Below are 11,562 nucleotides of genomic sequence, written 5' to 3'. Positions count from 1 at the left end.
CAAAGGTCATCAAGAAGATGAAAAGGGTGAAAATTCTGCTGAAAACACCCAGATTGCTACCAATCATAATATGACCGGTAGCAATCCTAATCATATGGGTCACGAGCAAATGGAACATGAACACATGAATCATGGGAAAATGGATCATGAGCATATGGATCATGAACATATGGATCATGGGCACATGAATCACAACCATGGTGATCATGGGCAAATGCACCATGGAATGAGTCATGGTGATCACGATATGCAGCATATGGATCACGATATGGGTGGGATGGACCATTCTATGCATATGGGAAATTTCAAACAGAAATTTTGGCTTTCTTTAGTTTTAGCAATTCCGATTATTATCCTTTCACCGATGATGGGGGTGAGTCTGCCTTTTCAATTTACTTTTCCTGGTTCTGATTATGTCGTTTTAATTTTGGCTACGATTTTATTTATTTATGGTGGTCAACCATTTTTAAGCGGAGCTAAAATGGAATTACAAATGAAAAATCCTGCAATGATGACCCTAATTGCCATGGGGATTACGGTATCGTATATCTATAGTCTTTATGCATTCATTGCCAATCACTTTTTACACACCGAACATGTGATGGATTTCTTCTGGGAATTGGCGACCTTAATTGTGATTATGTTGCTGGGGCATTGGATTGAAATGAATGCTGTCTCAAATGCCAGCAGCGCTTTAAAAAAATTGGCTGAATTACTACCAGATACCGTGACAAGAGTTAATAAAGCGGGAAAAGAAGAAAAAATCTCGCTACAAGAAGTCCACGAAGGTGACACGTTAATTGTTCGTGCTGGGGATAAAATGCCAACAGACGGTCAGATTTTAAAGGGTGAAACAACTGTTGATGAGTCTGCCGTTACTGGTGAATCCCGAGGTGTGATCCGTAAAACTGGAGATCAAGTTATTGGCGGTTCTGTTAATGGCGACGGTACAATCCAAATTGAAGTAACCGGTACTGGTGAAAATGGATATTTAGCCAAAGTGATGAAAATGGTCAAAGACGCCCAAGCTGAAAAATCACATTTGGAAGCTTTGTCAGACAAAGTAGCAAAATGGCTTTTTTATGTCGCTTTAGTCGCTGGGGTATTGGCATTTGTCGCTTGGCTTGTAGCAGCGGATCTGCCAACGGCACTTGACCGCATGGTGACAGTCTTTGTAATTGCGTGTCCCCATGCTTTGGGCTTAGCAATTCCGCTTGTAGTGGCACGTTCAACTTCTCTAGCTGCCCAAAACGGGTTATTGCTAAAAAATCGGAATGCTATTGAAAATACGCATGATTTAGATGCAATTCTTTTAGATAAAACAGGGACCTTAACAGAAGGTACTTTTGCGGTCACCGGCGTTGAAATATTAGCCGCAGATTGGCAAGAAGACCAGGCGTTACAATATATTGGTGCTTTAGAAAAAAACGCCAATCACCCAATTGCAACCGGAATTATGAAATATATCGAAGAAAAAGAAATTGAAGTTCTAAAAGGCGAAGATTTAAAAAATATTGCTGGTGTCGGCTTGTCGGGTGTCGTTAATAACACCCAAGTTCTAATAGCAAACGACAAAGAGCTAGCAAAACGCAAACAAACAGTTGATAAAAAAACGTTGGCACCTTATTTAACACAAGGCAATACAATTAGTTACTTGTTTGTTGATGATAAATTAATTGCCCTCATTGCCTTAGGGGACAAGGTAAAACCGGAAGCAAAAACCTTTATTCAAGCGCTAAAAGATCGTGGTGTTGAGCCGGTTATGTTGACTGGTGACAATCAAGAAGCCGCTACAGCTGTGGCCAATTATTTAGGCATTGATAATTTTCATGCAGGGCTATTACCCGATGGCAAAGAAAAAATTGTTAGTGAAATGACGAATGCCGGTAAAAAAGTAGCTATGGTAGGAGATGGCATTAATGATGCTCCAGCCTTAGCCCGCGCGACAGTGGGAATTGCGATTGGTGCAGGGACCGATGTTGCAATTGACTCTGCTGATGTGGTCTTGACTAATAGTAATCCAGAAGATATTTTACACTTTTTGGATTTATCAAAACAAACCCGGAACAAAATGATTCAAAACTTATGGTGGGGTGCAGGCTACAATATTGTGGCGATTCCTTTAGCTGCTGGTATTTTGGCACCAATTGGGATCATTTTAAGCCCAGCTGTGGGAGCGATTTTGATGTCTTTAAGTACGGTTATTGTGGCTATTAATGCCATGACTTTAAAAATTAAAAAATAGTTATTGAAACTGTAAAGTCATAGAAATTTTATGATTTTACAGTTTTTTTATTTGTAGAAAAAATTTTTAGCCTAGTCAAAAAGTCAATTTTAAGCCGTTATTTGAAAAAATAGCGTGCATATTTGTTGTAGGCGTGTCAGACTTTATTTTTTTTGTGGCAATATGCACAGGATTTGCTAAAATGAAATAACAATAGAAAAATCATTTGCCTCATCTAAGCTTAGGTGTGCTATAATGTGTTCGTTGAACTACTTTGCTATGGAATTGATAAATACTAAATACGCAGGGCGGCTTGCTGACTGCCTTTTCTATAGTGGGAATTTTTCAAGGAGGAAGCAAAATGGAACTGAAAAAGTTAGAGGTGCCGACGACTTCTATTACCGAAGTGAAAAAATCTCCAATGGATGTTTTTAATCAGGCTCGAGAAGCGGGAACAGCAGTTTACGTTTTTAATCGGGAAAAAGTAGCCGGTGTAATGTTGACCCAAGAACAATATGAAAATCTATTACAGGAATTACATAATCGTCCAGAAGTGGAAGAGGATGATTTACAAACAGCCGATGGTCTAGAAGAATTTTTAGGAAAAATGCGGACTGCTTTGATTACAGGTTCTGTAATTTCAGCTAAAAATTTAGATGAGCGGATGGTTGCCCTCGGTTTTATTACCCGTAAGACCGGTTTTGGCGGTGTTGTGGATATGATATCTGAATTAAAAGAAAGCGGCAAAATTGTCTATCAGTTACGCAAAAAACACGAAGGTAAAACGATTGTCGCAGAAATTATCGGAGAACAAGATAGCACCTCTAGTTTATTTGACAAATTGATTATCAAAAAGATTCATTTGAAAGAGTCTTAAAATAATAGTATTACTTGTTAAACGTGGGGCGCTGAATTTTTAGAGTTTTTATGAGGCAAATAAAGGCTTCAAGTTACTTATTCGTGTAAGTAACTTGAAGCCTTTTTATAATTTATAACGCTATTTAAAAAGATGTACTTGTAGGGTCGTCGCCCAAATAATACCAATAATTTGCGGGATTAAATAGAGGACAGACAAAAGTAATACTAAAAATGCTGGGTTAAAAGGTTGGTAGAAAAAGTGCCATTCAGGATGTTGATTTTGCAAAATAACGGAAAAAACAGTAGAAAGAATATTGCCTAAAAACCATAAGAATAACTGATCACAGGCTTTAAAATAAAAACCGACACCAAGTGAAAAAATCAGTGTGATTAAAAAGCCAAACATCGAATGAAAGTATGTATCAAGAAGTAAGGATAAGTAGACAAATGGAATTGCAAAAAACATGACGGGTAGTTTCAAAAATGCTTTTGACATCGGGCACCTCCTAGTTTAAGATGAATTACAAGTAACGGTGTTTTTTTAGTTATAATTCATTTTAGGTACTAAAAATGATAAAAACAACGTTATTTAATCATTTTGTTTTGAAAGTAATAAAATTCTTATTTTCCTCTTTGTTAAATAAAATAGAACGTTTTTTATTTTTTCGAATTTTTCGAATAAGACTGAATTTTATATGGAAGTAATTGTTATATTTTTCAGATCGATAAATGATTGTTAAAGCACTACAGCCAGCAAGTTTAATTGTTATCAAATCAGTAAGGAGATACTTTGATGATTGAAGCAAGTCAAATTTTAGATAAAATGAAGAACCAAAAAATTAACTATGACTACGTTTTACGGAAAATGATTACCCGTTGGGAAGAAGAAGAAAAACGCCCCACAATTTTGATTCATAGTTGTTGTGCTCCTTGCAGTACGTATACTTTAGAATTTTTAACACAATATGCAGACGTTACGATTTATTTTGCCAACTCCAATATTCACCCCAAAAGTGAATATGAGCGCCGTTTACTCGTACAAAAGAAATTCGTCGCCGATTTTAATGAAAAGACCGGCGCTGAGGTGGGGTTTATTGCTGCCGATTATAAACCCAATGAATTTTTAGCCATTATCAAAGAAAACCACCTACAAGATGAACCAGAAGGTGGCAAAAGATGTACGGCTTGTTTTCAAATGCGCCTCGATTTAGTAGCAGAAGAGGCGTTAAAGCTGGGGTATGATTATTTTGGCAGTGCCCTGACAATTTCGCCAAAGAAAAATGCGCAATTAATTAATCAGATCGGGATGGACATTCAAAAAATTTACAGTGTGAATTATCTACCAAGCGATTTTAAAAAGAATAAAGGTTATGAACGCTCTATTCAAATGTGTAAGGAATACGATGTCTTTCGTCAATGTTATTGTGGCTGTGTTTTTGCTGCCAAACAACAAGGGGTAGATTTAAAAGCTGTGAACAAAGAAGCCAAAGCCTACTTAGCACAACAGTCAGAGCTGACTCATTAAAATTTTGCCACTTTAAACCGTACTAAAGACTGAAACACACAGTTTTTAGCACGGTTTTTCTGTATTTTGTACTGCATTTTATTTTTATTGAAAATTTCACTGCCGCTTTTTTTCATTTTATGGTAGGATAAAACATAAAACGTGATACAGTATCAAGGTTATTCATAAAAAGGAGTGGAGAAGATGGATTTAACAAAACGCTTCAACAAACAAGTTTATCAAATTGCAGTTTCTTTAATCCGCCAGTTTGATGAAAAAGTTTCCGGCATTGAAGATATTTTGAAATTGACTTTAGGAGAACCAGATTTCAATACCCCCGATCATGTCAAAACAGCTGGTAAAGATGCCATTGAGCAAAACTTCAGTCATTATACCGGAATGTCTGGCTTAGCAGACGTCAGGGAAGCTGCTGCTCTTTTTTTAAAGCAGAAATATCACGTCGCCTATGATTACACTTCAGAAGTTTTAGTGACAATTGGTGCTACAGAGGCAATTTCCGCTTCATTGTTAGCTGTTTTAAATCCTGGCGATAAAGTACTATTACCTGCCCCTATTTACCCTGGGTATGAACCGGTCATTACCTTAGCCGCAGCCAAACCTATTTATATGGATACAACTGGTGATAATTTTGTTTTGACACCAAAAGTTTTGGAGGAGCATCTAATTGCCCATGGGGATGCTGTTAAGGCAGTAATTTTAAACTATCCAAGTAATCCTACTGGAGTTACTTATTCCAAAGCAGAAGTTAAGGCTTTGGCGGACGTCTTAAGAAAATATCCGGTATTTGTCATTAGTGATGAAATTTATAGCGAACTTTCTTATGATGAAGAGCATGTTTCGATTGCCGAATTTTTACGGGAGCAAACTATCTTGATTAATGGCCTATCGAAATCTCACGCCATGACTGGTTGGCGAATTGGTTTTATTTTTGCACCAAAAGAGTTGACCCAAGAAATCATTAAAGTTCACCAATATTTGGTAACCGCTGCTTCTACAATTTCACAAAAAGCGGCAGTTCGAGCTTTAATTGAGGGAATTGACGATGGTTTAATCATGAAAGAAGAGTATCGCTTACGGCGGGATTTTTTATATGAAAAAATGACAGCACTGGGTTTTGAAGTAGCTAAACCCTCCGGTGCGTTTTATCTTTTTGCCAAAATTCCTGCACATTTGGAACAAGATTCCATGAAATTTTGTATCGATTTAGCACAAAAGGCCAAATTAGCTGTTATTCCTGGGATTGCTTTTGGAAAAGAAGCAGAGGGGTATATTCGCTTAAGCTATGCTTCTAGTATGGAAAAATTAGTTGAAGCGATCGACCGCTTGACTGCTTATTTGGAAAATTAATTAAGATAAAAAAGATGGTCACCAATTCTTTTGCTTTTGTTTACAAGACGAAAGCAAAGATTTGTTAGCCATCTTTTTTTAGGTTATAAAATTTTTTTACCACAGTTGTTCTTTGTTACTTTCAAAGAGTTGACGGTTTTTTTGTTAAATTTCGACTTTACGCATCAGACGACGAGTAGCCCAGTATTCTAAATCACTTAATAGAGCACCGATTTTTAGTAAAACTTCTTCGGATAATTCTTGCCGCATACTAACGCTAGATAAAAAGCGGCTGTGATAATTTGATTCTTGGTTTAAAAATGAGGTGGCAAAAGCATTTAGTTCTTCTTCTAAATTGACACTCGTGTCCTCACCTGAATAGTGAAGCCAAAATTCAACGGCGTAGCCGTAATGAACAAGTTCATAATCGGGATTTAAAAAGCACACAGGTAAATCTTCAAGTAATAGTTTCAGCTGGTTATAGTGAGTGCTTGTTGCAAAGTGGTGAACACAGAAGTTTTCAAATTGAGAATTAGGCAGCTGTACGAGTTCTTTTAAAATCGGGGAGCCATAGCGTTTCTTCTGTTGTAGTAAACGGGCTTTTTCAGCTGCCCATAGTTCTAAATCCCGCAGTAATGGTTCTAGTAAGAAGAAGCGATATTTTGCCCCTAATTCAATGTCTTTGACGATGGCTTGATAATTTTTGGGTAAATAGCTGTTTTGCTCAAAAAAAGCTTGGACGTGGCGTGCAACAAAATTTTCTTTGTCAACAGGAGCAAATTGTTCCCATAAAATACTTGCATACCCCATTACATATCGGTTACCGTTACCATCTTCTTTTGGCACATAGGCGTATTTTGGCATTGTCGCCAAAACGGAACCATTTTTTTTGTTTTTAAGATAATAAACGGAAAAGTCTACTTCTTCACCGTCAAAATATTGGGTGGTTTTCTCTTGGAAAGTGACAAAATCCATCTGTTCTAAAAGACGTGTCGTTTGTTCTTTACTTAAGTGCATCAGCGCCCCTACTTTCGGAAGTTTTCGTAATCTCATCTTAAGTTAATTGTAATTTAATTATATCGGGTATTTAGACAGAAGTAAACTAATGTAAAATAGATGCAAAGTAAATGAATGAAATGAAAGAAGGTTTTGAAATGAAATATGCTATAATCGAGTTTTTTCGTCGTTATCGTCAAGGTATTATCTTTTTTGAACAATTGCTCTTCATTCCGACAATGGTCATGATGTTAGCGGTGGGCATGCAGTATTTTGTTCGTTTTTTTCTGACTTTTATTGCAGTCGGAATCTTTTATAGTGTGATTCATTTTTTTGTACATAAAAAGCAAAGTAAAAAAGAGCGCCTTTATATTTTATTACATCCCAATCACGATCAGCGGGAGAATGTTTTATTCATTGTGTTAACATTATTTTTGCTTTATGCATTTATTGTCTTTAACTTTATTAGATAATAAAAAAGTCAAAAGAATTCTGCGGCTTAAAGCCAAAGGAGCAAAATTTGCAAAAATGGCTTTTTTTTCGCACATTTTAACTTTTAACTAAAGAAGGAAGCGTGAAATAAGCCGGTTGGAAAAGCTTTTTTCACTCCTGTAACAGGACAGATAAAAAACCACTTATGAAAAAAATCATAAGTGGTTTTTTTAATCTTCAAAAAGTAACTTAGAATTATTTAACTATTTGTTCAAATAATTGAATAAACCGCCAATGGTTTTGTCGTCTAATTCAATTTCTTTGCCGTCTAATAGTGCTTTGGTTACTTGATAGTTATCTTGTAAGTCTGGCACTTCTTTATATTGCGCCCCAACAAAATCACTAGCTTTGTCGTATTTTTTTACTTCTTCATCTGAACCGGTTACGATGTAATGAATTTCTAACATGATTATCAATTCCTTTCTTATGTAACACAATTGTCTTTACAGCTTTTATTATATTCCTTTTTTTTAAAATGAGGGTGAAATAAGCTCATGACAAATTGGTTTACGTAAATTTTACAATGCTTGATAAAATCTTTACACACTGCTTATATCAAGTTTACAAAGCTTGTGTAAACTGAGTTTGTAATTAAAGATAGGAGTGGAAAACGTGAAAAAAGTATATTTAGTAGCAACTGCAGTGGCAGCAACTTTATTATTAGCTGCCTGTGGGAATGGTAGTGCAAAAACTGGAGAAGAAAATAAAACAAGCGGTGCAAAAATTACCGCGGTTGGTTCAACAGCCTTACAACCATTAGTTGAGGCAGCCAAAGATAGTTTTACTACTGAAAATCCCAATTATCAAATTACTGTTCAAGGTGGCGGAAGTGGTACAGGGTTGAGCCAAGTTGCTGCTGGTGCTGTAACGATTGGCAACTCAGATGTTTTTGCCGAAGAAAAAGATGGTGTCGATGCAAAAGAGCTAGTGGACCACAAAGTAGCGGTTGTAGGAATGGCCCCAGTAGTAAATAAAGACGTCGCAGTCAAAAATATTTCCCAACAGCAATTAATTGACATTTTTACTGGTAAAATTACCAACTGGAAAGAAGTTGGCGGCAAAGATGAAAAAATTGCAGTCGTTAATCGTGCTTCTGGCAGTGGGACCAGAGCAACTTTTGAAAAATGGGGACTTGATGGTGCAACACCGGTGCAATCCCAAGAACAAGATTCTTCTGGCACCGTGAAAAAAATAGTCGCAGAAACACCGGGGGCTATCAGTTACTTGGCGTTATCTTATATTGACGATAGTTTACAGGAACTTTCTGTTGATAATGTGACGCCAACCCCAGAAAATATCGAAACAAACAAATGGAAAATCTGGTCTTACGAACACATGTATACAAAAGGTGAACCAGACAAGGATGTAAAAAAATTCTTGGATTATCTACTAACCGATGAAATTCAAAACGGTCCTGTAAAAGAATTGGGTTACCTGCCAATTACCACCATGAAAATTGAACGTTCTGTTGATGGTAAGGTGACAAACAAATAGTCACACTCCTTTTAAAAGCTAGTTAAAAAAGCTACTGACAATAAATTTTGTCAGTAGCTTTTTGCCGTTTAGCTCTATTTAGAGCTTTGGTAGTGTCACGGTGAAGGTTGAGCCAACACCGGGGTGACTTTCTAATTGGACTTTGCCTCCGAGTTTTTCAACAGATTCTTTTACAATGGCTAAGCCTAAACCGGTGCCGCCGGATTGTCTTGCGCGGGCTTTGTCTACCCGATAGAAGCGTTCAAAAATGCGCTGTTGATCATCGCTGTCAATGCCAAGGCCTTGATCTGAAACGTTTAAGGTTAAATTATCTGCTAGAGTATAGCTAATTGTAATTTTTTTAGCTTCCGGTGTGTACTTAATTGCATTTTCAATTAAATTTTTAGCAATCGGATAGAAAAGTTCAACTTTTGTGGACCAGACTAAAGCTTGATCTCCTACTAAATGAACACTTAAATTTTTCGCTTGAATTTGAGCTTGATAACTTTCCAAAATTTGGGCTAAAAGTTCCGCGACAGTGATGTTTTGAATCGGGTAATCTAGGGCTTGACGTCCTTTTGAAAGCTGAATGATATCTTGGATTAAAGCTTGCAGCCGTTTGGCATCTTTTTCCATAATGCGTAAAAATTCTGTCGTTGTCTTTGGATCGTCTTTGGCACCATCTAGGAGCGTTTCGGTAAAGCCAATTAAGGAGGTGACAGGTGTTTTTAGTTCGTGGGAAACATTGCTGACGAAATCTTGCTGCATTTTTTCCAGTTGGCGCACTTGTGTCATATCATAAGACATCACTAAAATTTGCCGTTCTTCATTAAATAAACGCAAATCAATATCCAGCACGCGTTCACCGTTTTGATGTAAGGTAATTTCATCATGTAAAAAAGGATTATTCGGTGAGATGCGATAGACTAGCTGAATAAGTTGCGGATCTTTAATCACTTCGGCAAAATTAACTTTTTCTGCTAGATTTTGAAATAAGCCAAGTTGCCGTTTCATTTCAGGGTTGATCATGACGAGTTTGTTTTCACTATCGACAATGAAAATACCAATCATTAAATCGTTTAAAAGTGTATGCAGCTTGTGTTCGGTTGCAGAATAGGCTTTATACGTGTGGCTCATTTGTTCGCTTAATTGATTTAAGGCTTGGTAAAGTTCTTCCCATTGCGGCGTGGTTTGCATAATTGTTTCAGTACGGGTGGGATTAGCCACCATTTTTTTAATCGCTGGCAATAAAGTTTCTAAAGGCCGATTTTTTTGGCGTAAAAAATATAAGACAAAAATGGTAATCAACAAGCACAAAATCACATACACTGTTAAAATTGAATTTCTAACGCTACTAGCAGCGGTCATAAAAGTTGTCGTGCTTTCGGCGATCCGTAAAATACCAATTAAATGATTGTCTTGCTCCACAGGTAACGCGACATAGAGTAATTCTTTTTTTAAAGTGGCACTTTTTCGCAGCGAAGTACCCAATTTTCCTCCGGCTAAGACGGTTTTTACCTCGGGACGATTGGAGCGGGTGCCTAAAAGATTGCTATTAGAAGTATCAAAAATAATTTTACCAGTAGCCGACAGATAAGTTACCCGTTCATCTACGTGTTCAATATAGTGCTGACTCAATTGACGTAGACTCGCCTCATTATAATTTTCTTCTTTTGCCATTCGTAACAGTAGATTCCCTTTTTTTTCTAAGTAATTCTCTTGTTGGCTTAAGACCTGGTGCTCAAAAAAACCACCAATTAATTGCCAGGCTCCTACAAAAAGCACGAGTAATGTTGTAATCCACAGCAAATATTCTAAAACACGCCGTTTTTTCATGCTTTGGGCTCCTGAAATTTGTAACCAAAGCCTCTAACTGTTAAAAGATAGCGGGGATTTTTAGGATCTTCTTCAATTTTTTCCCGTAAATGTGAAACGTGGACATCCACGATGCGACTTTGACCGGCAAAGTCGAAATTCCAGATGCGGTCTAATAGCGTATCACGGTCAATCACACGATCTTTTCGCTTCATAAAGTAGACGAGTAATTCAAATTCTTTGGGGGTTAAAAATATCTTTACGTCGTTAACGGTGACTTCGTAATTATCCATATCCGCTTTAATTGCACCGATTTGTAAAATTTCTCCGGTTAATTCATCGTCGGTATCTTTTGGCTCATTGGCGCGCAACGGAGTTTCAACGGGACGCATCCGTCGAAAAATAGCTTTCATGCGGGCCAAAACTTCTCTGGGACTAAAGGGTTTAGTCAGGTAATCATCAGCGCCGATTTCTAAGCCTAAAATTCGATCAATCGTATCATCTTTTGCCGTTAATAATAAAATCGGCGTTTCTTTTTTTTCTTGCCGTAATTTTTTCGTAATTTCAATGCCGTCAATTCCCGGCAGCATAATATCTAAGATAATAAAGTCAAAATCTTTGGTTAAAGCTAATTTTAAGCCAGTTGTACCATCTGTGGCAGAGGTCACAACGTAACCTTCTTTTTCCAAATTAAAGGTCAGCAATGTGACGATGGAAGGTTCATCGTCAACGATTAACACTTTTTTCATAGCAAACTCCTTTGCGGTGTTTTTCTTAGTCGCATACCTGCGACAGATGGTTTTATTTTAGCATAGAAAAGCGGTGGGGACTATTTAAGGAAGGGAAATAATGC

At 37.1% G+C, this 11,562-nt stretch carries 11 protein-coding genes; 6 read left to right on the top strand and 5 right to left on the bottom strand.

Annotated elements, in window-relative coordinates:
* The first annotated feature begins 70 nt into the window (after nucleotides 1-70).
* Both JZO76_RS12185 and JZO76_RS12180 read left to right on the top strand, forming a co-directional pair.
* Nucleotides 71-2,245, top strand: a complete 2,175-nt coding sequence (locus tag JZO76_RS12185; protein ID WP_431520971.1) for a copper-translocating P-type ATPase — start codon at nucleotides 71-73, stop codon at nucleotides 2,243-2,245.
* A 340-nt stretch (nucleotides 2,246-2,585) separates the two neighbouring features.
* Nucleotides 2,586-3,101: a type II toxin-antitoxin system Phd/YefM family antitoxin gene (locus JZO76_RS12180; RefSeq protein ID WP_206904883.1), complete on the top strand. Its 516-nt coding sequence runs from the start codon at nucleotides 2,586-2,588 to the stop codon at nucleotides 3,099-3,101.
* A 120-nt stretch (nucleotides 3,102-3,221) separates the two neighbouring features.
* Here JZO76_RS12180 and JZO76_RS12175 read toward each other — a convergent pair whose 3' ends face one another.
* A complete protein-coding gene (locus JZO76_RS12175) occupies nucleotides 3,222-3,578 on the bottom strand; it encodes a hypothetical protein (protein WP_206904881.1) in 357 nt (118 codons plus the stop codon).
* A 297-nt stretch (nucleotides 3,579-3,875) separates the two neighbouring features.
* Between JZO76_RS12175 and JZO76_RS12170 the strand changes: the two genes are divergently transcribed.
* Both JZO76_RS12170 and JZO76_RS12165 read left to right on the top strand, forming a co-directional pair.
* Nucleotides 3,876-4,607: an epoxyqueuosine reductase QueH gene (locus JZO76_RS12170; protein ID WP_206904880.1), complete on the top strand. Its 732-nt coding sequence runs from the start codon at nucleotides 3,876-3,878 to the stop codon at nucleotides 4,605-4,607.
* Between the two features lie 183 nt (nucleotides 4,608-4,790).
* Nucleotides 4,791-5,954: a pyridoxal phosphate-dependent aminotransferase gene (locus JZO76_RS12165; RefSeq protein ID WP_206904878.1), complete on the top strand. Its 1,164-nt coding sequence runs from the start codon at nucleotides 4,791-4,793 to the stop codon at nucleotides 5,952-5,954.
* A gap of 144 nt (nucleotides 5,955-6,098) precedes the next feature.
* Here the strand turns inward: JZO76_RS12165 and JZO76_RS12160 are convergent, their stop codons facing one another.
* Nucleotides 6,099-6,950, bottom strand: coding sequence for a hypothetical protein (locus JZO76_RS12160; protein ID WP_206904876.1), 852 nt, complete (start codon nucleotides 6,948-6,950; stop codon nucleotides 6,099-6,101).
* 110 nt (nucleotides 6,951-7,060) lie between these two features.
* Here JZO76_RS12160 and JZO76_RS12155 point away from each other — a divergent pair, with 110 nt between their 5' ends.
* Nucleotides 7,061-7,402: a hypothetical protein gene (locus JZO76_RS12155; RefSeq protein ID WP_242595879.1), complete on the top strand. Its 342-nt coding sequence runs from the start codon at nucleotides 7,061-7,063 to the stop codon at nucleotides 7,400-7,402.
* Between the two features lie 222 nt (nucleotides 7,403-7,624).
* Here JZO76_RS12155 and JZO76_RS12150 read toward each other — a convergent pair whose 3' ends face one another.
* On the bottom strand, nucleotides 7,625-7,828 hold the full coding sequence (locus JZO76_RS12150; RefSeq protein ID WP_206904875.1) for a hypothetical protein: 204 nt from the start codon (nucleotides 7,826-7,828) through the stop codon (nucleotides 7,625-7,627).
* A gap of 205 nt (nucleotides 7,829-8,033) precedes the next feature.
* On the opposite strand from JZO76_RS12150, the gene JZO76_RS12145 reads away from it, so the two are divergent.
* Nucleotides 8,034-8,915 (top strand): phosphate ABC transporter substrate-binding protein, encoded by an 882-nt coding sequence (locus JZO76_RS12145; RefSeq protein ID WP_206904873.1) that lies wholly within the window; start codon nucleotides 8,034-8,036, stop codon nucleotides 8,913-8,915.
* 78 nt (nucleotides 8,916-8,993) lie between these two features.
* Here the strand turns inward: JZO76_RS12145 and JZO76_RS12140 are convergent, their stop codons facing one another.
* Together JZO76_RS12140 and JZO76_RS12135 are read right to left on the bottom strand one after the other, a co-directional pair.
* The gene (locus JZO76_RS12140) at nucleotides 8,994-10,730 is read right to left on the bottom strand and encodes a sensor histidine kinase (protein WP_206904871.1); all 1,737 of its coding nucleotides are present in this window, start codon (nucleotides 10,728-10,730) and stop codon (nucleotides 8,994-8,996) included.
* Nucleotides 10,727-11,458 (bottom strand): response regulator transcription factor, encoded by a 732-nt coding sequence (locus JZO76_RS12135; protein WP_206904870.1) that lies wholly within the window; start codon nucleotides 11,456-11,458, stop codon nucleotides 10,727-10,729. The genes JZO76_RS12140 and JZO76_RS12135 overlap by 4 nt, the downstream gene beginning before the upstream one ends.
* Between the last annotated feature and the right edge of the window lie 104 nt (nucleotides 11,459-11,562).

The sequence above is a fragment of the Candidatus Enterococcus myersii genome (assembly GCF_017316025.1).
Classification (GTDB): domain Bacteria; phylum Bacillota; class Bacilli; order Lactobacillales; family Enterococcaceae; genus Enterococcus_C; species Enterococcus_C montenegrensis.
This window is presented reverse-complemented; position numbering and strand designations above follow the sequence as displayed.